Consider the following 25253-nt stretch of genomic DNA (forward strand, 5'->3'; position numbering starts at 1 on the left):
CGCCCTGCGCTGCTTATTCCTCGCCAGGCGACCACGGCCGGCGAGGCGAACAAGGGGCGATAGGGGGATATTTGACGGCTACTCAACAACTCCTGAGCCGACTGCGACAACGTGTCCGGGATGGGCCCCGAAGTCTCCGAGGTTCACCGTCCCGGGCGAAACACTCGCCGTGCAGCCGCCGTTGACCAGGGCGGCGATGCGTCGTCGAGCTGCGTCGATGGGACTCAGGGCGCGGCGCGGTCGGTCCACGCGAGTGGGGACGAGTTACTCGGCCGTCCCTGCGGCACTGACGCTGACACAGCGCATCCACTCCGCGGTGCGCTTCAGGTGATACGCGGGATCCCGCATACATGAGAAGAAAGAAGGCGAACACGGCTCGCCGACAAAGGGATTGGACAAGGATTCGGGCCCTCACCGCAGACACCGACCGGTGCGGGCACTGAAACATCTCCGTAACCTCAAGCGGTTGGAGTCAACAGTCGTCGAAAAGTGGACAAGGCGCATCAGTTAACTCAACCAGACATGTCGGGATTGCAGCGGGAGCGCTCAGTTGCAATCCAATGCTTCGGGGCAGCACCAGCTCGGGTGGTGCATCGATCTCAGATCTCAATTTTCTTCTGTACCAGCGCAGTTCGCTTGTAACCAATTATCCAACCCCTCATTGCGATCGCAACCCGACACGGTGTCGCGAGAGTCACAGCGAGAAGTCCGTACCTGATCGAATGAAATGACGATGTCCCATGTGGTCGGTTTGGCAGGTTACTTGTACCGGATCAGCGCGGTTGCGAGGGCGCGGAAGGCAAGGAGCGACTGCTCTTGCGCTCGCACCGAACGGTCGGGCTGGTAGTCGAACAGCCTGGAGCGCGCTTCGGCCGAGCCCATGGCGCAGGCCTACGACCGTTCACATGGGTCCCGCGCGCACACCTCACGCACGAACTATGGTGTCCCACCACATGGGCTCCTGATCTGCGCATTTCTACGGTGTTGCGACACGAAATCGTCCCCCGACACTCGCCCGGAAGTGGTGACCATGGCTGCCTCGGCATCCGTTCCGCCAACACCCAGCTCACTCAAGCGCATCGTTGCCGCCAGCCTCATCGGCACGACCATCGAGTGGTACGACTTCTTCCTGTACGGATCCGCAGCGGCTCTGGTGTTCAACAAGCTGTTCTTCCCCGACTCCGATCCGCTCGTCGGAACGCTGCTGTCCTTTGTCACCTATGCCGTGGGTTTCGCCGCGCGGCCGCTCGGTGCGTTGGTGTTCGGCCACTACGGGGACCGGATCGGGCGTAAGAAGCTGCTGGTTCTCAGTCTGTTGATGATGGGTGGGGCGACGTTCGCCATCGGGCTGATGCCCACTCACGCCACCATCGGTACGGCCGCTCCCGTGCTGTTGACCGTGCTGCGGCTGATCCAGGGGTTCGCACTCGGTGGTGAGTGGGGCGTCCCCGTGCTGCTGGTGTCGGAGCACGGGGACGCCAAGCGGCGTGGTTGGCGCGAGTATGGACCAGGGCGCTGTCTTTACGGAACCGGTTGCGGGAAAATCAGCTTTTGACGCAGAGGCAGGAGATTCCACCGGTACGTGGCCACTGGCAGCACCCGGCCCTCAGCAGTTACAGGACCCCTTACGCACTGGGGGTGTACAACTGTTGAATACGTCGAAATTAACGGATTCGGGCCAGGAAATCGCCGACGTTCTCGGTGAACTCTTGCGGGCGCTCCCAGGCAAGGGCGTGGCTGGAGCCGGGGCCCGCCAGTCGCACCAACTCGGCCCTGGGAATCGCTTCAGCCACGGCCTGGCCCTGCCACGCAGGCGTTACCAAATCCTGTTCTCCCGCCACGACGAGTGTGGGGCAGACGATGGACGGCAGCCGCTCGGAAGTATCGTGGCCGAGCTCCGCACCCCACTGCTCAGAGACAGTCCACGCCTGTTCCCTGTTGGAGGGGAGAAGCGGGGCGAGCATCGCCATTGTCTCTTCGTAGTCCGCTCCCTCCAAAAATTCTGGAGAGAAGGACGCGGCACTCTGGGACAACCAGGCTAGATCTCCTTCGCCGGTCGACCACAGGTGCTGGAACGGAGTGAAGAGCGATCGCTGGTAGACGCTGGTTCGGTGCCAGGTGTTAGCGAGGATGAGCGAGGTCACACGGTCAGGATGCGCGAGGGCCAGTTCTTGAGCGATGCAGGAGCCCAGGGACCACCCGAGGATGTGCGCCTCGGGCACACCGAGCCCGTCGAGGACGGCGAGAGCGTCGGCAGCCAGGTTCTGCATCGTTATTTTCGTGACGCCACGCGCAGAGGCGCCGATACCGCGGTGGTCGTAGCACATCGCCCGGTACCCGTCCTTTGCGAACACTTGAGCAGCCTCACCCCAGAGTCCCCACGATAGTCCGGTGCCATTAATGATCAGCAATGGTATGCCCTCATCCGATCCGAAAACCGCGACATCGATGTACGTCTCACTGTCCACTGAAATTTGCATAGTGGTTCCTCCTGAGGTGTTCTGGAGCGGCTTTGTCAGTTGCGTCCCGACGAGACGTGATATCGAACGCACTGTCGTGAGTTAATGCGAGCTTCCCCGTGCGGGGTTTCGGAGCTGCGGGCTTGGTCACCCGAGCCCTATCGCTTGATCCTTGAGTCTGTTCACAAGAGCAGGGCCCCGCTCCGACCTGTCCGCGAATTCTTGTTTCGTGGCGTTAGCCCGTGCAATCGCGACCCGGACCAGCTAGTGGAATCCCTCGACCGTGTATTCCGGCTGCAGGATACCGATCAGCGCGATGCCATAAATCGCACTGTTGAGCCGTATGGGCAGGATCCCCGGATAACCAGGGGAAGAACTTCCACCGATCCCGGAGCGGTTCATCGGCGTCGTCCAGGGCATCTGGAGTACTCAAGTGGGATGGTTATGCGTCAAGGAACGAGTTGACTTCGGCGCTGAATTCGGAAGGATGCTGGAAGAGAAATCCATGTCCTACATCCGGATAGATGGCCACTTGGGCATTAGGCAGGTGGCCTCCGAGTAGGTATGTGTTCTCCGTCGGTGTCATGACATCATGATTGCCGTTGGCTGCCAGAGCGGGCTGCTTGATTGCGGCCAGTCGCCCGAGACGGCTGTTGTCCGGGATGCAACATCGGGAGACCGCAGCCAATTGTGTATGTCGAGTCGCCAAGTCCGTCGGCTCTTCACGGTCGTTGTGCCTCGTGAACAGCCGACGGACGAATTCGCCCTCTTTTTCCTGGCTGGCCGCCTGAAAATGTTCGAGGAACAGAGTTAGGAGATCTTCGGCGCCGGGCTCATCCCGGCGGGCCGTCTCGCCGACCTCGCCGGTCACGTGGTGAAAACCGCGGCCTCCCTCGGAGTCGCTTCCTGTGAGAATCATCCGCCGAACCTGATGTGGGCGAGTCAAGGCGATTTCCTGAGCTGCGAACCCGCCCAACGAAAAGCCTAGAAGGTCATACGTGTTCAGCCTCAAAGCGTCGATGAAGGCGAGGGCGCCCGTGGCCATCTCTGCAACTGTGCTTGGGGCGGTCCCGCTTGAGCCCCCCACGCCTTCGTTGTCGAGAAGGATCACTTCGCGCTCTTCGGCAATGGGGCCGACGAAGGCCGGGTCCCAGTTGTCGAGTTTGCCCCGGAAGTGCTGAAGGAGGATCAGCGGGACCGTGCTGGGCCGCGGAGCACCGAAGCGGCGGTAGGCGTAGCGGATCCCGTTTTCCCCGTCGATGAACAGGTTTGGTGCTGTGAGGGCGCAGGTGTCGGGCATGGAGCTCTCCTGAGAACAGAGGAAACAGATCTGTGTCCCTTGCTTCGGACAGATGCTACACAGGTCTGTTTCCCTGCGTGGCGCGGGTGGTGCGAAGTCGTTCACCTCCGCATCGAGTACCGGTCCCGGCCCATGAGGCCCGATCGGTCACCGAATTCTGGGAGACGCTTCGCCGGGGTCGAGTAGAGGCTGGTTCGGCTGTTGCAGTTCCACCGAAGCGGACCGACGTGTGCCGTCGTGCAGGTGGGCTGGCGTGTTCCACCGTCTGTCCCCTGGCTCGATGCTGCCACCTCGTACGACCCCCAACCCACCCCCACCGGTTGACGAAACCCATAGGGGCACCGCCCCCGCCGATCTGAATCCCGGCGATCGCGAACACCGCCCCGGACTGCGGCATCTATGACGTCCTGGACAGCATCAGCGATACGTGGTCGGTGCTGGTCAGGGGCCCTGCTGGACCGCGGCGGGACCTGGTGATCCTGCCGCTGTCGCGAGTACCGCGGCAAAGGCGATCCATGTGAGCAGTTGTGCGAGCGCCCGGAGTCCTCCGGGGCGCTTCTATTACGTCTTCGACCGTGGGCGTCAGCGTCGGAGGGACTCGGCGTCACCCATGACGATCACGGGGTGCTGGTCGGGATCGAGCGTGCGCAGCAGCTGCTTCATATGCTCCTGCACCAGGCTCACGCAGCCGTGCGTGGGTCCGCCGTGGTCGACGTGCAGCCAGATGCCGCCACCCTTGCCCGCGCCGAGAGGGCGGGTCCAGTCGAGGGGGGGAGGTTCCGGCGGGGGTTACCCCAAGGCTGGGTAGTTAACGTTTTCGCAGGTCACGCAAGTGGGGCTGGTGACCATGGTGTTGCGGCGTAGAGGCCGGGGCCGAGCTTGTGGATGAGGCCGCTGGCGACCCACCGATTCAGTTGTCTGTACATGGTCTCCAGCGTGATGTCGCCGAAGTGAGCGGCGATTTCACGGGGTTGCCACAGACGCGTGGGGTCGTGCTGGAGGAGTGCCAGGATGCGGTGTCGGCGCCGCGCGGCAGGGGTAGCGTGCCGGTCGTCCCGGGAGGCCGTGGGCAGCGCGGGTGACTGATCAACGGGTTCGAGGACGGTGACGTCGAGGCGGGTAACGGTGCGGCTGGTATCGGGCCGGCCGTCGGCGTGGCGCTCGCTGTAGCGGGACATCGGTGACTTGACCCTGCGGGTGCTGACCCGTTGCCGCCGGGGAGGGAGCAGGCCAGTCAGGATCCGGTGGCCGATCGTCCCGAGGCCGAGTGTCCCGATCGGTGTCCGCGGTGATGATGCCCGTGGCCTGGATCACCTGGTACCGGGCGGTTTGAAGTGCGCTGTTGAAACAGCAGCGGTCCGGGTCGGTGCCGGGGACGGACTCGGCGGCGTCGACCATCACGGTGCGTAGGGCCTGGTAGGGCGTGAGCAGGGACCACATCTCCTGCTCGATGCCTGCCGGGTCGCCCGAGCGCAGGTTGCGTCCGTTCATGATTGTGTGGCGGAGCGCGTAGTACGCCGATTCGTGTTCCCACCGCTGGTGGTAGAGACCCACCAGCACGGTGGCGGGGTAACGGCGGGCGTCTATCAGGGTCGTGACCAGTCGGTAGAACTCTGTGAAGGACGTGCCGTCCGCGCAGGTCACGGCGATCTGTGCGTCGATGACCCGCACCTTCACGGTCGTCTCCTCAAGGACCGCGTCCACGAGCTCGAACGGCACGACCGATGTCAGCTCTCCCAGATGCCCCGGTGCAAACCGGCCCACAGTGACCGTACGGGTGATAGTCGTCAGCGCAGGCGGCAGGACACCGTGCAAAGGCAACGGAGCTCCTCGGATACAAGCTGTCTTGGTCGACTGCCTGTACCAACGAGCTCCGTTGTCCTGCGTCAGAATTCCTCCGACTGGCTTGCGTAACCTGCGAGAACGTTAACTACCCGGCCTTGGGGGAAGGCCCCCTTCTCTTGAAGGCCGGGCGACAACGGTGCGGGGCCGTGCCAGCCGTACCGCCGCGGCGACCCCGCCTGGCGCTGACGGCAAGCACCAGCCTTGGGCTTTCGCCGTGCGAGGGCGCATGCTGGTAATACACGGCTCGCCGGTGAAGCCCTCTGGGGGACACGGGAGGGGGCTCCCCGGAATGAGGGGATCAGACCATGGAGCACGACACTTCCGTCGGCTACACCGCTTCAGCCGTCGTCGATGGGCGGGGCAACGTGACGGGCTGGAGTGCGGAGGCCCACATGCTGCTGGGCTATACAACCGCGGAAATCGTGGGACAGGCCGCCGCTAGTCTGTTGGCGCAAGACCTGTCTGGACCAGCACTGCGATCCTTGGCGGACCGGGTTCCCTGGGCGGACCAGCCCCGATGGCACGGGACGGTCCGGCTGCGGCACCGGGACGGTCGCAGCGTGGAGGTCAGGTTGCTGGCGCATCGGCGGTTCTTCGGCAGCCAAGGGGAGAGCGAGTGGCTGGTCGTGTCGCCCGTCGTGGGCAAGGCCAGCCCTCAGGACGACGCCGAACTGCTGGAGCGGGCCTTCGCCCAGCAGTCCTGCGGCGTCGCGATTTACGGCAGTGACCGGCGCATGCGGCTGGCCAACGTGGTGATGGAACGGGGATTGGGTCTCGCGCTGCCGGAGATACGTGGGCTGCGTGTGTCGGAGATCGTTCCGCACCCTGATCTGGAGGCCACCGACAAGGCCATAGGCGAGGTGCTGGAGACGGGCAGGCCACAGCATCGGGAGAATGTCTTCAGTACACCCGGCCAGGGCCGCCACCAGGCATGGGCGGTCGCCCTCGCCCCGCTGCGAGACGCCGACGGCGAGGTGAACGCCGTATGTCTCAGTGGGCACGACGAGACCCAGCAGTACTGGGCGCGGCGGCGGCTCCAACTGCTCAACGAGGCGAGCGCGAGTATCGGCAGCACCCTGGACGTGGTGCGCACCGCACAGGAACTCGTCGACGTGGCCGTTCGAGGGCTGGCGGACTTCGTGGGTGTGGACATACTCACCCCCGGTGACGTCGATGGTGAGCCGGACTCCCCCTCGCGGACGGTCACGCCCATAGTGCTCCGCCATCTCGCCCATGCGTCGATCACCGAGACCTGCCCCGAGATTCCCCTCACGGTCGACGACCTGCGGACCTATCCGGAGGCTTCGCCCCAGGCTGAGTGCCTGGGGACCAGGCGCACCGTTTTGCGACTGGTCACCGGGCCGGATTCCACCAGCGGGCCGTGGGCGGATCAGGACACAGCGGTCCACGCGGCGCCGCGATCGGGGTTCCATCTGATGGTGGTGCCGATGCGGGCGCGTGGGGAGACCCTGGGCGTGGCCCTCTTCGGCCGCCGTCGGCTCCAGGAGGCGTTCGACCCCGACGACGGGCTGCTGGCTGAGGAGATCGCGGCCCGCGCCGCGCTCTGCATCGACAACGCCCGCCGTTACACCCGTGAGCGGAGCACGGCCCTCACCCTGCAGCGCAGCCTGCTGCCTCAACGGCTGCCACGGCAGTCGGCGGTCGAGGCCGCGTCCCGTTATCTTCCCGCCGGCGCCCGGGCAGGCGTGGGCGGCGACTGGTTCGACGTCATCCCGCTCTCCGGAGCGCGGGTGGCGCTGGTGGTCGGTGACGTGGTCGGCCACGGCATCCAGGCATCAGCCACCATGGGCCGCCTGCGAACCGCGGTGCGCACCCTGGCTGACGTGGATCTCCCTCCCGACGAACTGCTGACTCACCTCGACGACCTCGTCACCCATCTCGCCGACGAGGATGCCGATAGCTGGGCGTACACCCCTGGTGGTGGTGCCGAAACGGACATCGCAGATACACCGGCCGCAGGAGACGTCGGCGCCACTTGTCTCTACGCGGTCTACGACCCTGTCTCCCGCCGTTGCACCCTGGCCCGCGCGGGTCATCCACTGCCCTTCATGGTCACTCCCGAGGGAACCGTCGACCTCCTCAACATCCCAGCAGGTCCGCCGCTGGGCCTGGGCGGCCTCCCCTTCGAGTCGGCCGAGGTGGAACTGGACGAGGGCAGCCTGTTGGTCCTCTACACCGACGGACTCGTCGAGTCCCGCGACCACGACATCGACCAAGGACTCGGCATGCTGCGCCAGGCGCTCACCCGGCCTGCCCGGTCTCTGGACGAGGTATGCGACACGGTGCTCGAAGCCCTGTTGCCCGACCGTCCCCAGGACGACATCGCCCTGCTGATTGCCCGCCCCAAAGCCCTGGACGCCGGACAGGTGGCCACCTGGGACATACCGGCCGACCCCATGGCCGTGGCCCAGGCCCGCAAGAAGGTCTCCGCTCAACTGAGTGAATGGGGATTCGAAGAGGCTCTCTTCACTACCGAGTTGGTGGTCAGCGAGCTGGTCACCAACGCCATCCGGTATGCCGCCCCGCCCATCCAGTTGCGCCTGATTCACGACCGTACGCTGATCTGTGAAGTCTCCGACGCAAGCAACACCGCCCCTCACCTGCGCCGTGCCCGCGTCTTTGACGAGGGTGGCCGCGGGCTCCTTCTCGTGGCCCAGCTCACCAAGGGCTGGGGCACCCGCCAGTCCTCCACCGGAAAGACCATCTGGGCCGAGCAGGCGCTGCCGGATGCAGTGCTGGACTCTGGCCCGATCGTCACGGACGAGCTGGAGCGGCTCGTTTCGTGAGAAGACGGCGTCTCAGCTCGACTCTGTCGGGCTCTTGGACAGGCGGGCTCAGGTGCCGAGAGTGTTCGCCAGGACTTCGACTGGGGGATCTCGTTCTGGTCCAGGGAGGTCTGGAAGGCGGTCGGTGGTCTCGGCGAAGAGGGTTCCGCGGACTCTGACCGGCCGCTGAGTCGCTCGATGTTCACGGTGATGGCCGTGAGTACGTGTAGCAGGTGGGCTTTCGGCTGTCCTCGGTAGCGGCAGCGGCGCATGCCGTGTTCGTGGGCGAACTCGTTGATGGTGCCCTCGACTCCGGAGCGGACCGCGTAGCGGGTCTTCCATTCGGGGGTCTGCTGCTCGGCGCGGACGCGGAGTTGCAGGTCGCGGAGTTCTCGTGGGGGAAAGCCCACGGTCCTGGCGCTGTCGGTGGTGGTGCAGCGAGCGCGGGCCGGGCAGGAGCGGCACTGGCTCCTGGCGAACCGGGCCACGATCAGCGGGGCGGCGGCGGGCGAGGACGTCGGGTAGGGGCCGTGCCAGCCCTGGCCGACCTGGCCCTGGGGACAGGTCACCTGCCGGTGGTCGAAGCCGATGTGGAAGTCGTCCCGGTCGGAGCCTTCATTCTTGCGGTGCTGGCGGGTGGGGTTACCTGGCAATGGCCCGGTGAGGGTGATCTGGTGTTCGCGGGCGGCTCGTTCCAGGTGGACCAGGGAGGTGTCGCCGCCGTCGACCAGGCGTTCGGCGGGCAGTAACCCGCGACGGGCGAGGCGGGTGTGTATGCCGGGCAGGGCCTGACCGTCGTTGGTGACGGCCGAGGTGGTGGCCACGTCGGTGATTACGTTGGCGCTGCCGGCGGTGCACGTCTCGATGAGATGGGCGGCGAAGCCCTTCCAGCGGATGATGTGCCCGTGGCGGACGTAGCGTGCCGTGGTGTCGTAGGGAGAGACGATCACCAACGAGGAGAGCGGCAGTCCGCCGTCCTCGCTGGTGCGCCGCTTCAGGCGTCCTGCCGCGTCGCGGCAGTAGTATGAGGTTCCCCCGTCATGCGGGAGCCGCTGATCAGCTGGTCAGCAGGGGTTGACGGGTGTTCAGATTCGTTGGTTCGGACGTCGCCTGCTCGGCGTAGTACTTCTCTTCGAACTCGATCGGGCTGAGGAAGCCGACGCGTTCCTGGATGCGGCGGGAGTTGTAGAAGCCGTCGATGTACTCGAAGAGCGCGAGATTCGCCTCGGCCCTTGTCGTGTAGGTGCGGCCACGGATGCATTCGGTCTTGATGAGCATCCAGAGGTTCTCCGCGAGGGCGTTGTCGTAGGAGTCCCCGACGGAGCCCATGGATGCCTCAACTCCCGCCCGCATCAGCCGGGTTGTGAGCTTGAGGACGTGTACTGACAGCCGTGGTCGGCGTGGTGAATGAGCTTGCCCGGCTCGACCTCGCGGGACGCGAGCGCGTACTCCAGCGTGGTCAGGACCAGGTCGGCGTCGGCGCGGGCGGAGGTCTCCCACGCGACCACGCGGCGGGAGAATGCGTCCCGGATCGCGGAGAGCCACAACGGTCCCTCGCCGGTGGAGACCATCGTGAGGTCGGTGACCCACAACCGGTTCGGCGCCGGTGCGGTGAAGTCCCGGTTGACCAGGTCCGGGGCGAGGCTGGCCTTGGGATCGCAGCGCGTGAAGCCCTTCCGCCGCGGGCTGATCCCCGCGATGTCGGCCTCGCGCATCAGGCGCTCGACCCGCTTGCGGCCCACGCGTGTGCCCTCGCGTCTGAGGACGGCGTGCACGCGCGGCGAGCCGTAATTGCCGCCGGATTCCGCGTGGATCTCCTTGATCCGCTCGGCCAGTTCGACGTCGCGGCGTCGCCGTTCGCACGGTTCCTCTGGGCCCGCCGCCACACCACTACCAGCCCAGCGCACCTACGGATGATCCGCAGCAGCCGCCCCTCGTCGTCATCGATCTCACGGACCCCTGCCCACGCGGTAGCGGGCAGGCGCTCGCGCACCTGGTCGGGGCCCTTCGCGGATGCCGTCAGGGCCACCACGGCGACCCGGCACGCCCGGCACGCGCACAAGGAAACAGATCGGTGTACAGTGGCGATGCCAACACAGGTACAGATCTGTTTACCGGGTGTGTTCGCCGCACCCGGCCCGTGCCTTGAGCAGGCCTTTTGTGCTGCGTCGCCCCTCGGGCTGACGCGGGGCCACCGCACATCGCTGCGCTGTGGACTCCTTCGCCTTCGCTCTCTTCCGCTCTCGTCGAATCCCAAGGAGCCTTCGCGTGACCGTCACGCAACTTACGGCCGCCAACCTCACACTGTCCGCCCCGAACGGCGTGACCTACACCTACCGGCGCTTCGGCAACGCCGCGACCACCGCCCCACCGGTGCTGTTCCTGCAGCACCTGCGCGGCAACCTGGACAACTGGGACCCCGCCCTCATCGACCCCATCGCCGCGCAGCGGGAAGTCATCCTGCTCAACAACACAGGAGTGGGCGCTTCCACCGGCACCGTGCCCAGCACCATCCGCGAGATGGCTGTCGATGCCCTGGTCTTCGCCGACGCCCTCGGGCTGAAGGCATGTGACGTCTTCGGGTTCTCGCTCGGCGGCGCGGTCGCCCAGGAGATCGCCCTGATCCGGCCCCACCAGGTCCGCCGGATCGTGCTTGCCGGCACGGCACCCGAAGGCGGCCGCGGATTCCACGCCTGGAGCGGGCAGGTACGGGACGCCGTCATGCCCGACGAGCCCGGTGCTGAGGACTTCCTGACGCTGTTCTACACATCCAGCGAAACCAGCCGGACCAAGGGAGGCGAGTCACTGCAAAGGCTCTTCACCCGCCAAACGGACCGCGACACCCCCACCGACCCGGCCACCCGCGACGCACAACTGCTCGCCATCAACAGCTGGGGCATCCCCGACATCACCAAACTGGGCCGCCTGGCCGCCATCACACAACCCGTACTGGTCGCCAACGGCGACAGCGACGTGATGACCCCCACCGTGAACAGCTACCTGCTCGCCGGACACCTGCCGAACGCCACGCTACGCATCTACCCCGACGCCGGCCATGGATTCCTGCACCAGTTCCCAGCGGAATTCGCACACGAAGTCAATCAGTTCCTCGACTGACACACGCATCCCCGCCCGTTCTCCCGGCCAAGGGTCTCCTTCGGGAGATCTCCTGCTCCGCTGCGGGGAGCCGGCGTAGCGCTCGAAAAGGGAATGAAGGAATGGCGCATTTCCTGTGAAACACCACTCCAGTAAGGAAGAGAAAACCATGGCTCGAGAGATCGTGTTCGCCCAGGTTGGCGGCCCCGACGTGCTGTACATACGCAAAGTAGACCCGGTCGGACCAAAAGCCGGAGAAGCTCGTATCCGGGTTGAAGCGATCGGCGTCAACCGAGCCGACATCATGTTCAGGGAGGGCCGCTACTTCTACCCGCCGAACACTCCCTCCGGGCTCGGATACGAGGCCGCGGGCGTCGTCGAAGCAGTCGGCCCCGGCGTGACCGAGGTGGCGATAGGTGACAGCGTCGCCGTCCTGCCGTCGTTCAAGCTCACGGACTACGGAACCTACGGCGACCACGTGATCGTCCCCGCTGCCGACCTCGTGCCGCGGGCGGCTGACAGCGACCCTGTCGTTGCGGCGTCCATCTGGATGGCATATGCCAGCGCGTACGGCGCGCTCGTGGAGGGCAGCCCGCTCGCCGCCGGCGACCACGTCCTGCTGATCGCGGCCACCGGCGGGGTCGGCCTGGCAGCCATCGAGGTGGCGAACAGGATCGGCGCCATCCCCATCGCCACCACGCGCTCCCCCGCCAAGAAGCAGCTGCTGCTGGACGCGGGCGCCGCCCACGTCATCGTCACCAGCCAGGAGGACCTTGCGCAGCGCGTCAAGGAGATCACCGGCGGCCGGGGCGTCGCCACGGCGATGGACCCCGTCGGCGGCCCTGGAATCGCCGAGGTCATCTCCTGCGTCGCACCGGGAGGCCGCCTGCTGGCCTACGGTCTCCTCGACCCCCGCAACGACCTGTCCAAGGGGCTGCCGACGATTCCCGGCATCGACCTGCGCCTCTACACCCTCTTCCCCGTCACTGGCGATCCTGAGCGCCGTCGCGGCGCCATTGAGTTCATCGAAGCCGGACTCGCCGACGGAGCGTTCGCACCCGTCATCGATCGCACCTTCGACCTCAGCGACGCCGCCGAAGCGCACCGCCACATGGAGGCCGGCACCCAGTTCGGCAAGATCGTCCTCACCGTCCGGCGCTGAGGAACCGCGCGCCGGACGGAGGCGGATGAGAAGCCGGGGCCGGGCCGCCGTCGGTCTCCGTCAGGCGAAGCCGGTGCACGAGGAGCCACATGACCTCATGCACCGGCTCACCGGGACCCCTTCGCCGGCCACAACATGCAGATGCCGTCCCCGCCCTGCGTCTGCTCCGCCTCGCCATAGGAACTCCTGGAAAGGTGGGACGTTCCTGCGTTACTGCGGCGGCGCTGACGGGAATTGGGGTGTCCCTCGTGCCCCGTGAGTAGGCCATCGACAACCGGAGTTTCTGCCGTCGGCCAGGACCCGCGGCAGGGCGGTTGTGCGCTGCAGTTCGCCACCGGGCGGGGGCCGGTGTCCGGACGGTTCGCTCCGGTCGGCCGCGGCATCCGCAGGGCCCTGCCGGGCCGGCACGCGAACGTCTTCGCAGGTCGCCGGATGGTGTCGATCTCGGCCTGCCGCATCGCGGCCACCGGCTGATACGTCTCAGCCGGTGGCGCGCATTCGCGGCGGTGAAGCAGGTAAACTCTTCGGTTTTCCCCTCATCGACTCAGGAGCTAGATTAGTCACCATGACGATCGATGACAGAACAGACAGTGTGCGTGAGCGCGTCCTCGAAGCGGCGTGCGAACTGTTCAGCAGCAGGGGAATCAACAGCACCGGTGTAGATCTGGTGTCCGAGGTAGCTGGCGTATCCAAGCGCAGCCTCTACCAACGATTCCCGAGCAAAGACCACCTGATCGCCGCCTACCTCCCGCGTGCCACCGATCGATTCTTGGAGGGTCTCATCATCCCCGATGAGGACTGTGACCGTTCACCGGTCGAGAAGATCGTCGAGTTCTTCGCTGCCGCACAGCGAAAGTCGAGAGAACCCGACTTTCGCGGATGCCCGGTCCTCAATGCAGCTGCCGAGATTTCCGATCCGGAACACCCCATGCGAAAGATTGCGGTCTCGTACAAGGATCGCATGCAGAGCTACTTTGTTCAGGAAGCTCGCCTGTCTGGGGCAGCGGAACCCACATTGCTTGCTGAACAGCTGGGCGTACTCTTCGACGGCGCGATGGCATACGGCTCGGTCCGTAATCAGCCTTTCCCAGACAGCGTTCTCACCACCGTTCGCATCCTTTTTGCCGCACAGGAGCTGGACGGCCTGCCACGCGCCTCGGCCTTGTCCGGCTCACCGATTGAGGTGTCTTCAGACCGGCCCTCCACGCGTCTGTGAACACTCCGGTGGCCGGTGTTCCTGCCCGTCCTTACCGCGGCTGTCGAGCCTACGGCCCCCTTCGTCCTTCGCCCGTGTCACTCACCGCAAAGACAGCGTCATTCGTTGCCCCGTCTGCCCTCAGCCGTTCGGCAGGGGTGCCGCACGCGGAGGAGGCTGACGGCAGGGCGAGCGATGCCATGGGGCCCAGTGGGATGCGCCAGTAGTTGACCGTCAGTGGTGTACGGCTTCTGCCGGTGCGTCAGTTCTTCGCCGGGGCGCCCAGGATCCGGAGCCGTTATTGCTGTCCACGCAGGAGCGGGCGCAGTTGGGGAGGTGGACGCGCCGGACGACGACGGCCCAGGCCCTGGATCTGCCCCGCGGTACGAACTCTTGGGAAGTATGGTGCACGAAAATCCCTCCGACGCGGAACTGGTGCGCAGCGCGGGCACCGGCGACGTGGCTGCGGTCGGCGCGCTACTCGAACGGCACTTGGCCGGTATGCAGGCCGTGGCCCTGAGCATATTGGGCAACCGACCCGACGCACAGGACGCGGTGCAGGACGCGTCGCTGATCGCCTTTCGGCGCATCGGTGACGTGCGGGAGCCGGAATCGGTGGGCGCGTGGCTGCGCATGATCGTGCGCAATGTCTGCCGCTCGCGACTGCGCTCGACGCCCTTCACGACGCCACTGCCGGACCTGTCCCTGCTCGCGGTGGACAGCGACCCGGAGAAGGTCATTGAGGGGCATGCCCTGCGCGACTGGATCTGGCAGGCCATCAACGAACTGTCTCCCCTGTTCCGCATGACCGTGATGCTGCGGCACTTCAGCCCGCGCACCGCCGGTCCGCGTCGTCCAGGAAGAAGAACCGCTCCAACTCCGCACGGGACGGCGCCCCGTCGTACGCCGCGTACGCGGCGGCTTGTACATCCGTCAGAAATTCGACCGGCACTCCGGACCTCCACACAGTCAATGATCAACACGACTGCTGAAGGCTCAGCCCTCGAAGAAGTCCAGGTCAAAGCGCTCTCAGGTGCACGGGAGACTTAGCGCCGGTTTTCGTTCCGATGTTCCAACTGCCGCCTAGTAGTGCTCTCCACGGCGGGGATGCACGTTGACTCCGATGCCGGGCACCCACAGTTCGCCGTCGTCACCGGCGCTGATGTCCCAGGCGGTTACTTCGTCCGGGCATGTGGTGCCGCGGGCCCGCAGATCAGTGATGGCCACCCGCGCGAGTGCGGTGGCTGCCGTCGGGTCCGTCTCGGGCAGCACGGTGCGCCACCATCGGTGCTCGTCCACGTTCTGCCAGCCCCTTGCACGCATCTCCTCTGCACGCTCGGGCGTCTGCTCGTGGTCTCGGTCCTCGATGGCGATGTGGAACTCGCCGTGCGTGTCCGAAGGGTTGAAAGCCACGATCATGATGCGTTCTCGGTCGCGCGCCGCCATGAGCCTGAAGCCCACCCAGTCACCCGGGGCTTGTACGGGTATGTGCTCGGCCCAGGAGGCAAGCATCTCTGCCAGTCGCTCCTCGGCCGACGTCCAGTCGTATGCTGCCGCGTGTCCGTTGAAGGTCCAGCCGGGGGCATCGCCGGGGCCGTGGCGATCCAGCTGCCACGTGTAGGGCAAGGGCATGCGGTCCGAGTCGAAGCTCCAGAACTCGTCTCGGGCGAGCGATGAAGCCTGGTGCGCGGACAGTGTCGCTTTGCTGTGGTCCCCGGACAGCAGTAGCGTCCGCTCACGGTTACTCCACCGCACGCTGGGCCCGTGCGCGGTGCCGCCCAGCAGCGTGGGCTGGCCGATGCGCGCCACGATGGCTTCGTAGACCGGACGCAGGGTCGTGCGGCGTTCGACCAGGTCGTTTCCCTCCTTGTGCGTCAGGATCGTGAACGGCCGGTCCAGCTCGGCATCGTCGTGAGTGAGAAGGCTTTCTGCGAGATCCGCCGCGGCCTGGCGGCCTGTCCCCGTGGTGTGAGTCATGACGTTGATCCTGTCAGCCGTCGCTGACATCATGGTCGACAATCACGCGCGGTCACCGGCAGGCCGGACTTCGCGACGAATTGGCGACACTTGAATAGGCGACCTCACCAGTATCAACCCCCAGGAAGCCGCCCTACCCGGCCACGGCGAACACCTCGCGCGGAATGAGGCCCGCCCGCTCCCAGTCACCGAAGTGCGGGACGATGATCTTGTCGATGAAGGCCCGGAAAGCCTTGGCGAGGGCCAGGTGCTCCTCGTCGTAGTGCTTGCGCTGCATGTTGTGTCCGTTTCGTTCGAGGGCGAGTGGGGGCGGTGGCACCCGGGCGGGCCGTTCAGCGCTGCTTGTACAGGCGTCCGCGGTGTAGGGCGTCGAGCGCGACCGCGCAAATGAGGATGACGCCGATGATGATGTTGTTGTACTGGAGCGGTGTGTTGGTGAGGATCAGTGCGTTGTCGATCGTGGACACCAGGACGGCTCCCAGGGCGACGCCGGTGATCGAGCCGAGGCCGCCGAGGATGCTGACGCCGCCGATCAGCACCGCAGTGATGACGCTGGGTCAGGCTGGTGCCGCCGGATGCGACTTGGGCGGCGCCGACGCGGGCGGAGTAGATGATGCCCGCCAAGGCCGCGGAACCACCGGCCAGGGCGTACAGGGTGAGGTCGAGGCGGGTGACGCGCAGGCCGTTCCCGACGGCCGCTTGGCGGTTGCCACCCAGTGCGCGGACGTTGACCCCGAGCCGACTGCGTTCGAGGACGAACCACGCTGCCAGGCCGGCGATGACCGCGTACCAGATCACGTAGGAGATCCCCAGCAGTGAGCCGTTGCCAGGGAGGTGAACGACTCGGGCAGCGGCAGGACGTCGTTCCCGCAGGTGATCTGGGTGTCGACACCGCTCACGACGAAGAACATGCCCAGCGTGGCGATGATGGGGGGCACGTTCCAGTAGGTGATCAGAGCGAAGTTGACGGTGCCCAGGACGGCACCGGCGGCGACGACCGCGATCGGGACGGGAACCCCGTGGACCATCAGCTCGCATGCCGCGATGGCCCCGAGTGTGAAGACCGCTCCGGCGGAGAAGTCCAGTCCGCCGCCGATGATCAGGAGTGTTGCGCCGGCTGCGGGGACGAAGTAGGTGACCGAGCTGCGCAGAATCTCGGTGAGGTTGGCGGTCTGCAGGAAGTCGGGGTCGCGGGCGGCGGCCACCGCTCCTAGCCCAAGAGGCTGTCGGAGGCGGCCGCTGGGGAGGACTGCGGGTAGTGGTCGGCGCCCTAGACGGCCGGGACGGTGTCCGCTTCGGTGTCCGCGTTCTTCGCGGCGGGGTCGGCGACCGGGACGGCTTCGGTTTCGCGCGATGGCTTGAGGAACAGGGCGAGAAGGATGCCGACCGCGAGGGTGGGGGCGATCCAGAGGTAGCCGGCGGCGACGGCATGGGCGAAGGCGTCCAGCGCGGTGTCGCGCAAGGCCGCGGGCAGTCGGCCGATGGTGTCAGGGCGGGCCGCGTCGAACCCGCCAGCGGTCGGCAGGCCGTGGGCGCGGTCGGCGAAACCGCTGTTGAGGAGGGTGCCGAAGATGGCGACTCCGAAGGCGGCGCCGATGGAGCGGGCGAAGGTGACCACGGCGCTGGCGGCGCCGAGGTCGGCGGCGGGCACGCTGTTTTGGACGGTGGTCAGCACCACCATGGGCACCATCCCGATGCCGATACCGGTGATCAGGAAGTAGACGCTCAGCAGCAGGATGTTCGTGGCTGCGCCGAGAGTGCCCAGCAGGAGCAGCCCGGCGAGGTTGGCGGCCAGACCGGCCAGCAGGATCATCCGCAGCCGCCCGGCACGCGCGGCCCAGCGGCCGGCCAGGGACTGGCTGATGACCAGGCCGGCGACCAGCGGCAGCATGGCGATGCCGGACAAGGTGGCCGAGACCCCTCGCACGATCTGGAGGTAGGTCGGCAGGTAGACCAGGACCACGAACATCGCCGCGTTGGCGAAGAAGCCGATGAGCGAGGAGAAGACCACGGTACGGGAGGCGAGCATGGCCGGTGGTAGGACCGGTGCGGCGGCGTGGCGCTCGACGGGCAGCAGCAGGGCCATCAGCGCGAGGGTGGCGGCGATCAACCCGATGATGGCCGGCGAGCCCCAGCCCCAGCGCTCACCGAAGGAAGTGATCAGGACCAGGCCCGTGGCCATGGCGGCCAGGACGGTGGAGCCCAGGTAGTCGATGCGGGCCCTGACGCCACCGGTGGCCGCTGGCAGCGCCCGTGCGGCGACGGCCAGCGCGACGAGGCCGATGGGAAGGTTGATGAGGAAGGCCCAGCGCCAGGAGAGCTGGTCGGTGAAGATGCCGCCCAGCAGGGGGCCCACGATGCTGGCGACGCCGTAGACGGAACCGAACATGCCCTGATAGCGGCCGCGTTCGCTGGGGGCGACGATGTCGCCGACCAGAGCGAAGGTCAGCACGATCATGCCGCCGCCACCCACGCCCTGCAGCACCCGGGCGCCGATGAGTTCGGGCAGGTTCTGCGCCAGGCCGCAGGCGACGGAGGCGACGAGGAAGATCGCGGTCGAGGCCAGGTAGAGCCGCTTACGGCCGAACATGTCGCCGAGCTTGCCCCACAGCGGCGTCACCGCCGTCGAGGCGAGAAGGTACGCGGCGCTGACCCAGGCGATGTCGTCGAACCCTTTGAGGTCCGACGCTATCCGGGGCAGGGCGGTCGAGACGATCGTCTGGTCCAGGGCCGCGAGCAGGACGGCGAGGATCAGCGCGCTCATCGCGGCGCCCGGACCGCCGGCCCGCCGTGATGGGGAGTCTGGTTTCGACATCGGAACGTACCTCTCTCCACGGGGGCGGCAGGAGCGGCGCGTCTGCCGCAGCAGAACGATGCCGTACCACTCGGCTGTCGTTACCCACATTATTTGACACATCACCGTAGCACTTAATCTGAGATTATGTACTGAGAAGAGGCTTTATGGGGTGCAGGTTGCACAGATCCACAGTTAGACTCGGTTCCGTGAGAGCCGACGCAGCACGCAACCTGGAAGCCGTCCTGACTACCGGAGCCCGGATGCTTGCCGCTGATCCCAGCGCGACCATCGCGGGCATCGCCGCGGAGGCGGGCGTGGACCGCCGCACCGTCTACCGGCGCTTCGCCTCCCGCGAGGAACTCCTCGCTGCCGTCTACGAGTCCCGCCTGACGGCTATCGAAGAAGCCATCCAGGACGCCCGGCTGCGTGAGGCGCCGGTCGCCGTCGCCCTGCACCGCTACGTCGAGAACATCATCACCGTCAACCGCGCCTGGCCCGTCGATCTCACCCGCATGCTCGCCGACGACGACGTGCGCGCACGCCGTGACGCGTCCGCCCGTGAGGTCGATGTCTTCCTCGAACGCGCCACCGACGAGGGAATTCTGCGGCCCGATCTCCCCCAGGGCTGGGCGGGCGCGCTACTCCCCCAACTCATGCACCTGGTATCGCGGCAACTGCCCCAGCTGAGTCCCGCACAAGCAGCGGACCTCGTCGTGGACACACTGCGGCGCGGTCTCGGACCGTCGTGATACGGCGAGAGCGCAGGGCAGCAGAGGAGTCGTCCGCACACCACCAAAGTCGAAGACGAGGCCCTTGCAGTGCTGAGCGCGCACACCTGAGACGTCACCGCAGACGAAGACCGACGGTCAAGTTGCTTATGTACGCCAGTCCCGCGGCGGCGCAGGGCAGGACACGCTACGACGGCAGCCGGGGGACGCGGTGGACGGCGTCGTCACCTTCAACGGACGGCCGAACGCCGCGACGGTGGCAGGCGGCCGGGCCACCTGCCACCGTCGGCGGTCATCGTGTGTCGTGATCGGCGGGGCTGCTCGCCCGCCCAGCGGTCAGAGGGTGATGGTCTTGTACTCGGTGTAGCTGCCGAGGCCGACTGCGCCGAACTCGCGGCCGATGCCGCTGGCCTTGAAGCCGCCGAACGGGCCGTCGAAGGCGACGGAGGCGCCGTTGACCGTGATGGTGCCGGTGCGGATACGGCGGGCGACGTTCACAGCGTGGGCCTCGTCGCAGGACCAGACACCGCCGGAGAGGCCGTACTCGGAGTCGTTGGCGATGCGGACGGCGTCGTCCTCGTCGTCGTAGGCGATGACGACCAGCACCGGGCCGAAGATCTCCTCCTGCGCGATGCGCATGGAGTTGTCGACGTCGGCGAACACGGTGGGCGTGACGTAGTTGCCCTCCTCCAGGCCCTCGGGGATCTGCGGACCGCCGGTGACCAGGCGGGCGCCCTCCTCGATGCCGAGGTGGATGTATTCACGCACCCGCGCCTGCTGCTCGGGACGGATCATCGGGCCGATGAAGGTGTCCGGGGCGTTCGGGTCGCCCACCTGCAGCGACTCCACCAGCTCCTTCAGCGCGGTGACGACTTCCTCGTACCGGCTGCGCGGGGCGAGGATCCTCGTCTGCGCGATGCACGATTGCCCGTTGTTGAGCAGGGAGCCGAACTGCAGGCCCGCGACGGCTTTCTCGATGTCAGCGTCCGCCAGGATGACCGCGGCAGACTTGCCACCCAGCTCCAGGCTGACCCGCTTGAGCTGCTTCCCCGCGATCGCGGCGATGCGGCGGCCGGCCCGGGTCGAACCGGTGAAGGCGACCTTGTCGACCTGCGGGTGCGACACCAGGTGCTCGCTGGTCTCCCGGTCCGCGGGCAGGACGCTGAGCACGCCCTCGGGCAGGCCCACCTGCTCCAGCAGCTCGGCCAGGAAGCCCATGCTCAGCGAGTTCTCCGGGGACACCTTGAGGACCACCGAGTTACCGGCGAGCAGCGCGGGAATGATCTTCGAGGTGGCTGCGGAGAACGGCGAGTTCCAGGGGATCACCGCGGCCACGACGCCGACCGCCTCACGGCGCACCACGCTGCGTACCGGGGACGCCGGGTCAGAGGGAAGCAGAGTCTCCTCCCAGCCGAACTCCTCCGCCGCCTTCAGATAGGCGTTGGCCTGCCGGGTCAGACCCGACTGTCCGGCCCGGGTGAACCACTGCGCAGAGCCGGTTTCCAGCGAGATCAGGTGTGCGGCCTCCTCCCGGTTCCCCTCCCGCAGCGCGTTGAACCGCCGCAGGACCGCGATGCGCTCGGCCGGCGGGGTCGCACGCCACACACCCGCGTCGAACGACGCTCGCGCCGCGGCCACCGCACGGTCGACATCGGCCGGCTGTGCCTGTGCCGCGCAGCCGATGACCGACCGGTCGTGCGGCGAGGCGATGTCGAGCAGCGCCGGGTCGCTCGGCTCCACCCAGGAACTTCCGATGAACAGCCGGTCGTAGGTAATCACGTGCGTTTCCTCTTTCGATCTCGCGAGCCCCCACATAACTGTCACTTCAATGTAGCATTTCATGCCAAGAGATACACACAGAGGCGGTGAACAACTATCGATTCTTCCCACCACCGGTACTCATGTGAAATGAGAGCCGCCGCAGCACGCATGCTCGCCGCCGACGCGGGCACGAGCATCGCCGCCGAGGGGGGCGTGGACCGGCGTACTGTCTTCCCGGCGCTTCGCCCGCCGCGAGGACCTCCTCGCCGCCCTCTACGCAGCTCGCCTGCAGGCGAGCACGCCGTCCAGGACGCCCAACTGAGCGAAGCACCCGCTGCCGTCGCCCTGCACCGCTACGTCGACATCATCACCGTCAACCGCACCTGACCCGTCGACCTCACCCGCATGCTCGACGACGACACCCTCCGCGCCCACCGCGACACCGCCGTCCGCGCAGCCGACACCTTCCTACAGCGCGCCACCGACGAAGGATTCCTGCGCCAGGCCCACCTGCGGGGCTGGACCGGGCCACCACTGCCCGAGCTGGTGCACCTCGCATCGCACCGGCAGAGCCACCTCAGCCCCGGGCAGGCGTCCATGCTCGGGGGATGCCCCTGGAGGAGATGTCCGCGCGGTGGGCCAGATCCCGGAACCACGGGGGCGGATCCGCAAGGGAGGACTCTTGGACTGGGCAAACACTTCGATGGCCCGGCGCGCCACGGCAACGTCCGCTTTGATCAGCGCCAGCATCACGTCCCGGTGTCGGCGTACACACTTACGTCCCCAGCTTCGTACGGATGAAAAGGGACAGATGTTGATGCGGTGAACCCTGTCGTTCGGCGCTCGGCAACTGGCCAAGCGGCTGGGTCGATCCCCTTCGACCGTCTCCCGCGAGATCGCGCGCAACGGCGGCCGGGACCGCTACCGAGCCGCCACCGCCGATGCAGCCGCCTACGGACGCGGGCGCCGTCCCAAGCAGGCCAAGCTCGCTCAACTACCCGCTCTGCGCGGCCTGGTGGAGGTCAAGCTGGCTCTCTGCTGGTCACCCGAGCAGATCGCAGGATGGCTGCGACGGCAGTTTCCTGGTGACGCCTCCATGCAGATCTCGCACGAAGCGATCTACCTCTCGCTCTACGACCCTCGCCGGCGCCAAGCGATCGACCGCAGCCTCACTCAGCGGCTGAGGTCAGGCAGGCCGATGCGCCGTCCGAAGCTCGCCCGCCGTCCCACGGGCCGGGGGATCATCCGCGGCATGGTGTCCATCACCGACCGCCCCGCCGAGGTCGAGGACCGCAAGGTCCCCGGCCATTGGGAAGGCGACCTGGTGATGGGCACCCGGCCTTCGGCAGTCGCCACGCTGGTCGAGCGCACCAGCCGCTACACGGCCATCGTCGCGCTGCCGGACGGCATCAAGGCCGAGCAGGTCACCCCGCATATCACCCGGAGCCTCCTCGGCATCCCGCCCCAACTGCGACGAACGCTCACTTGGGACCGCGGCCGGGAGATAGCTGAGCACCAGGCCATCACCGCCGAGACGGGGATGCCGATCTACCTCTGCAAGCCCCGGAGTCCGTGGCAGCGCGGCACCAACGAGAACACCAATCGACTACTACGGCAGTACCTCGCCAAGGGCGCGGACCTCCGCACGTTCAGCCAGGCCGACCTGGACGCCATCGCCCACGAGCTCAATCACCGTCCACGCAAGACCCATGGCTACCGCACTCCCGCGGAGGTCTACGCTGATCTTCTGAACAGCTGTGATGCACTGACCGCTTGAGCTCGCCTCCGGGCGCGCCGGGGGCGGGGCCGTCGATCCGGGCGGCCAGCACCACATGAGGTGCGTCGAGGTCCGCATGGAGCCGGACGGCCCGCTCGCGCAGCAGGCGGGGGTCGCGGTCGGGGGCGTCGAGGAGGTCGTCCAGCAACTCGCCCCGCACCCGCTGCTCGGCCTCTCCGGCGGAGCGACGGGCCAGCAACAGCAGGGAGGTGACCATGGCGGCCCGCTCCAGGGTGCGCTGGTCGACGGAGTCGAGACCGGGATGGCCACGCAGGACGAGCGCGCCGAGCAGTTCTCCGCCGGCCCAGACCGCGGCTCCCCAGACCTCGCCGTGACGCGTGGCACGGCCTTCGGTGCCGGTCAGGTCCAGCGCCGTCACGGAAGGGGAATCCGGCCCGGCGAACTCCACCGTGCCGTCGAGTACTTCGCAGAGCGCGCTCGCCACGTCATGGACACCGCCCCCGCCCAGGACCAGTTCGGTCAGCCGGTCGTGCACGTCCGAGGCGCGCTCGATGGCCGCACTGTGTTCCTTGATGATCTCGTTGGCCTTCTCCAGTTCCGCGAGCGCCGAGCGGGTCTCCCCGAGCAGATTCGCGGTGTCGATGGCGACCGCCGCATGGGCGGCGAACGAGCTCAGCAGTGAGATCTGTTCACGCTCGAAGACCCGGGCGTGGCGGTCCGCGGCGAAGAGCACCCCGATGACCTGGCTGCCGAGCATCAGCGGCACACCGAGGATGGCGACCAGCCCTTCGTCGCGTACGCCCGAGTCGATGGCCCCGGTGTGCTGGAAACGCGGGTCGTCGAAATAGCTGTCGGTGACATACGGCCGCGCGGTCTGGGCGACGAGCCCGCCGAGCCCCTCCCCCATCCCGAGCCGCAGTTGCTGGAAGCGGGCCGCCACCGACCCCTCGGTGACTCTCATGTATGTGTCACCTGCGGCCGGGTCGTTCAGGCACAGATAGGCGACCTCGGTCCCGAGCAGGGAGCGCGCGCGCTGCACGATCGCCCGGAGCACGGCGTCGAGATCACGCAGTCCCGCGAGGTCGTGCGCGGTTTCGAAGAGGGCCGACAGCTCGGCCTCCCGGCGCCGTCGCTCCGCCAACTCGGCCCGCACCCTCAGGGCGAGCCGCTTGGCGTGCTCCAGTGCCGCCAGCGCCTCCGGGCCCCCGCCGTCCGCGCGGGCCAGCAGCGCGGGGCGGTCGTACGCCTCCGCCGCCGCGCCGCGGGCGAGGAGTTCCAGGTAGGAGACCTGATGATCATGGGCGACGTGGGAGTCGGGCTGCTGCTGGGACATGGACACAGCATTACCTGTCGTCCGGTCAGCCGCGCCAGCCTGTGGACAACGGAAGCGATGTGGACAACTTGGCTCCGGCAACGCGGCAGATGCGCGTGCCCACCCCCGCGCCCCCCCAATTACCGGTCGGTCTAATGCGCGGTCCAGCCCCCGTCGAGCGTGAGCGACGTGCCCGTGATGAAGGACGCCTGTGGGGTGCAGAGATAGGCGACCGCCTCGGCGACCTCGTCCGGTTCGAGGAGACGTTTCAGGGCGGAGTCCTGGAGCAGGACGTCCGCGACGACCCTCTCCTCAGGGATCTGGTGCGTCTGTGCCTGGTCCGCGATCTGCTTCTCGACCAGTGGCGTACGCACATAGCCGGGGTTGACACAGTTGGAGGTGACCCCGTGCGAGGCGCCTTCAAGGGCTGCGGTCTTGGAGAGTCCTTCGAGACCGTGTTTGGCAGCCACATATGCCGACTTGTAGGCAGAGGCGCGCAGCCCATGTACGGAGGAGATGTTGACGATCCGGCCCCATCCCTCGGCATACATGTGGGGAAGCGCGCCCCGGATCAGCCGGAAGGGCGCCTCCAGCATGACAGTGAGGACGGTGTGGAACACGTCGGGCGGAAAGTCCTCGATGGGGCGGACCAGTTGCAGCCCGGCGTTGTTGACCAGGATGTCCGCGCCCTCGGCCGCCGTCTCCGCCGCGTCGAGGTCGGTCAGGTCGAGGACCCGCGCGTCGACGGCACCCGCCGCCCCGGCGCCTTCGGCTTCCCCGGCCAGGGACGCCAGTCCCTCGCCGTCCCGGTCCACCGCTCTGACCCTGGCCCCGGCCGCAGCGAGCCGCAGCGCGCAGGCGCGGCCGATGCCGCTCGCGGCGCCGGTGACCAGCGCGACGCGGCCTTCAAGATCGAGCGCGACGGAAGCGATCCCGCCGGGGGCGGCGGCGAAGCCGGCAGTGGCGGGGCCACTGGCGGCCGGGCTGTCCGCGGTGCGGGAGCCCGGCGTACGCGGGGCAGGACCTGGTGTGATGGGCGCGGTCATATCCGCACCCTAAGCAGCGCTCGGAGCCCCACCGATATGGTCGGCGCCCAC

Annotated in this window: 20 protein-coding genes and 6 pseudogenes; 10 read left to right on the plus strand and 16 right to left on the minus strand. The window is 67.2% G+C overall.

What is annotated here, in order from left to right; genetic code table 11:
- Positions 1 to 1030: 1030 nt before the first annotated feature.
- Positions 1031 to 1534 (plus strand): annotated as a pseudogene (locus ACIQD6_RS09530) (MFS transporter); the annotation flags it as partial.
- A 130-nt stretch (positions 1535 to 1664) separates the two neighbouring features.
- Here ACIQD6_RS09530 and ACIQD6_RS09535 read toward each other — a convergent pair.
- From ACIQD6_RS09535 to ACIQD6_RS09550, 4 genes and pseudogenes are all read right to left on the minus strand, one after another.
- A complete protein-coding gene (locus ACIQD6_RS09535) occupies positions 1665 to 2480 on the minus strand; it encodes an alpha/beta fold hydrolase (RefSeq protein WP_401880175.1) in 816 nt (271 codons plus the stop codon).
- Positions 2481 to 2901: 421 nt separating this feature from the next.
- Positions 2902 to 3759 carry an alpha/beta fold hydrolase gene (locus tag ACIQD6_RS09540; protein ID WP_401880177.1) on the minus strand — a complete coding sequence of 286 codons (858 nt, stop codon included), beginning with the start codon at positions 3757 to 3759 and terminating at the stop codon, positions 2902 to 2904.
- Positions 3760 to 4341: 582 nt separating this feature from the next.
- Positions 4342 to 4542: pseudogene (locus ACIQD6_RS09545) on the minus strand (L,D-transpeptidase family protein); the annotation flags it as partial.
- A 303-nt stretch (positions 4543 to 4845) separates the two neighbouring features.
- On the minus strand, positions 4846 to 5523 hold the full coding sequence (locus ACIQD6_RS09550) for a hypothetical protein (RefSeq protein ID WP_401880178.1): 678 nt from the start codon (positions 5521 to 5523) through the stop codon (positions 4846 to 4848).
- A 386-nt stretch (positions 5524 to 5909) separates the two neighbouring features.
- On the opposite strand from ACIQD6_RS09550, the gene ACIQD6_RS09555 reads away from it, so the two are divergent.
- Positions 5910 to 8411 carry a SpoIIE family protein phosphatase gene (locus tag ACIQD6_RS09555; RefSeq protein WP_401880179.1) on the plus strand — a complete coding sequence of 834 codons (2502 nt, stop codon included), beginning with the start codon at positions 5910 to 5912 and terminating at the stop codon, positions 8409 to 8411.
- A gap of 227 nt (positions 8412 to 8638) precedes the next feature.
- Here the strand turns inward: ACIQD6_RS09555 and ACIQD6_RS09560 are convergent.
- A pseudogene (locus ACIQD6_RS09560) lies at positions 8639 to 8959 on the minus strand (transposase); the annotation flags it as partial.
- Here ACIQD6_RS09560 and ACIQD6_RS09565 point away from each other — a divergent pair.
- Positions 8921 to 9139 (plus strand): hypothetical protein, encoded by a 219-nt coding sequence (locus tag ACIQD6_RS09565; RefSeq protein WP_401880826.1) that lies wholly within the window; start codon positions 8921 to 8923, stop codon positions 9137 to 9139. The pseudogene ACIQD6_RS09560 and the gene ACIQD6_RS09565 sit on opposite strands and share 39 nt — an antisense overlap.
- Positions 9140 to 9446: 307 nt before the next feature.
- Here the strand turns inward: ACIQD6_RS09565 and ACIQD6_RS09570 are convergent, their stop codons facing one another.
- Positions 9447 to 9743, minus strand: coding sequence for an IS3 family transposase (locus ACIQD6_RS09570; protein ID WP_401880181.1), 297 nt, complete (start codon positions 9741 to 9743; stop codon positions 9447 to 9449).
- Entirely contained in the window at positions 9743 to 10297 is a 555-nt protein-coding gene (locus ACIQD6_RS09575; protein ID WP_401880183.1) for an IS3 family transposase, read from the minus strand. The genes ACIQD6_RS09570 and ACIQD6_RS09575 overlap by 1 nt, the downstream gene beginning before the upstream one ends.
- Before the next feature lie 361 nt (positions 10298 to 10658).
- On the opposite strand from ACIQD6_RS09575, the gene ACIQD6_RS09580 reads away from it, so the two are divergent.
- The 4 genes and pseudogenes from ACIQD6_RS09580 to ACIQD6_RS09595 all read left to right on the plus strand — a co-directional run.
- Complete coding sequence (locus ACIQD6_RS09580; protein WP_401880184.1) at positions 10659 to 11507, plus strand: alpha/beta fold hydrolase; 849 nt, start codon at positions 10659 to 10661, stop codon at positions 11505 to 11507.
- A 148-nt stretch (positions 11508 to 11655) separates the two neighbouring features.
- On the plus strand, positions 11656 to 12648 hold the full coding sequence (locus ACIQD6_RS09585) for a zinc-dependent alcohol dehydrogenase family protein (RefSeq protein ID WP_401880186.1): 993 nt from the start codon (positions 11656 to 11658) through the stop codon (positions 12646 to 12648).
- A 565-nt stretch (positions 12649 to 13213) separates the two neighbouring features.
- Positions 13214 to 13864, plus strand: coding sequence for a TetR/AcrR family transcriptional regulator (locus ACIQD6_RS09590; RefSeq protein WP_401880188.1), 651 nt, complete (start codon positions 13214 to 13216; stop codon positions 13862 to 13864).
- A 381-nt stretch (positions 13865 to 14245) separates the two neighbouring features.
- Positions 14246 to 14668, plus strand: a pseudogene (locus ACIQD6_RS09595) (RNA polymerase sigma factor); the annotation flags it as partial.
- 258 nt (positions 14669 to 14926) lie between these two features.
- Here the strand turns inward: ACIQD6_RS09595 and ACIQD6_RS09600 are convergent.
- The 6 genes and pseudogenes from ACIQD6_RS09600 to ACIQD6_RS09625 form a co-directional block, all read right to left on the minus strand.
- The gene (locus ACIQD6_RS09600; protein ID WP_401880189.1) at positions 14927 to 15820 is read right to left on the minus strand and encodes a hypothetical protein; all 894 of its coding nucleotides are present in this window, start codon (positions 15818 to 15820) and stop codon (positions 14927 to 14929) included.
- A gap of 133 nt (positions 15821 to 15953) precedes the next feature.
- Positions 15954 to 16097 (minus strand): acyl-CoA dehydrogenase family protein, encoded by a 144-nt coding sequence (locus tag ACIQD6_RS09605; protein WP_401880828.1) that lies wholly within the window; start codon positions 16095 to 16097, stop codon positions 15954 to 15956.
- 55 nt (positions 16098 to 16152) lie between these two features.
- The gene (locus ACIQD6_RS09610; RefSeq protein ID WP_401880830.1) at positions 16153 to 16359 is read right to left on the minus strand and encodes a hypothetical protein; all 207 of its coding nucleotides are present in this window, start codon (positions 16357 to 16359) and stop codon (positions 16153 to 16155) included.
- A gap of 97 nt (positions 16360 to 16456) precedes the next feature.
- Positions 16457 to 16618: pseudogene (locus tag ACIQD6_RS09615) on the minus strand (ABC transporter permease); the annotation flags it as partial.
- Positions 16615 to 17025, minus strand: a complete 411-nt coding sequence (locus ACIQD6_RS09620; protein ID WP_401880191.1) for an ABC transporter permease — start codon at positions 17023 to 17025, stop codon at positions 16615 to 16617. The gene ACIQD6_RS09620 and the pseudogene ACIQD6_RS09615, both read right to left, overlap by 4 nt.
- Positions 17026 to 17090: 65 nt before the next feature.
- Complete coding sequence (locus ACIQD6_RS09625) at positions 17091 to 18635, minus strand: MDR family MFS transporter (RefSeq protein WP_401880193.1); 1545 nt, start codon at positions 18633 to 18635, stop codon at positions 17091 to 17093.
- A 242-nt stretch (positions 18636 to 18877) separates the two neighbouring features.
- On the opposite strand from ACIQD6_RS09625, the gene ACIQD6_RS09630 reads away from it, so the two are divergent.
- The gene (locus ACIQD6_RS09630) at positions 18878 to 19366 is read left to right on the plus strand and encodes a TetR/AcrR family transcriptional regulator (RefSeq protein ID WP_401880781.1); all 489 of its coding nucleotides are present in this window, start codon (positions 18878 to 18880) and stop codon (positions 19364 to 19366) included.
- Positions 19367 to 19681: 315 nt separating this feature from the next.
- On the opposite strand, the gene ACIQD6_RS09635 is transcribed toward ACIQD6_RS09630, so the two are convergent.
- On the minus strand, positions 19682 to 21124 hold the full coding sequence (locus ACIQD6_RS09635) for an aldehyde dehydrogenase (protein WP_401880195.1): 1443 nt from the start codon (positions 21122 to 21124) through the stop codon (positions 19682 to 19684).
- Between the two features lie 129 nt (positions 21125 to 21253).
- Here ACIQD6_RS09635 and ACIQD6_RS09640 point away from each other — a divergent pair, with 129 nt between their 5' ends.
- Both ACIQD6_RS09640 and ACIQD6_RS09645 read left to right on the plus strand, forming a co-directional pair.
- Positions 21254 to 21493: a hypothetical protein gene (locus ACIQD6_RS09640; RefSeq protein ID WP_401880197.1), complete on the plus strand. Its 240-nt coding sequence runs from the start codon at positions 21254 to 21256 to the stop codon at positions 21491 to 21493.
- Positions 21494 to 21968: 475 nt separating this feature from the next.
- Entirely contained in the window at positions 21969 to 22883 is a 915-nt protein-coding gene (locus ACIQD6_RS09645; protein ID WP_401880783.1) for an IS30 family transposase, read from the plus strand.
- A 13-nt stretch (positions 22884 to 22896) separates the two neighbouring features.
- On the opposite strand, the pseudogene ACIQD6_RS09650 reads toward ACIQD6_RS09645, so the two are convergent.
- Together ACIQD6_RS09650 and ACIQD6_RS09655 are read right to left on the minus strand one after the other, a co-directional pair.
- Positions 22897 to 24177: pseudogene (locus ACIQD6_RS09650) on the minus strand (GAF domain-containing protein); the annotation flags it as partial.
- 131 nt (positions 24178 to 24308) lie between these two features.
- Positions 24309 to 25202 carry a 3-hydroxybutyrate dehydrogenase gene (locus tag ACIQD6_RS09655; protein ID WP_401880199.1) on the minus strand — a complete coding sequence of 298 codons (894 nt, stop codon included), beginning with the start codon at positions 25200 to 25202 and terminating at the stop codon, positions 24309 to 24311.
- Between the last annotated feature and the right edge of the window lie 51 nt (positions 25203 to 25253).

The organism is Streptomyces sp. NPDC088400, from assembly GCF_044753355.1.
GTDB lineage: Bacteria > Actinomycetota > Actinomycetes > Streptomycetales > Streptomycetaceae > Streptomyces.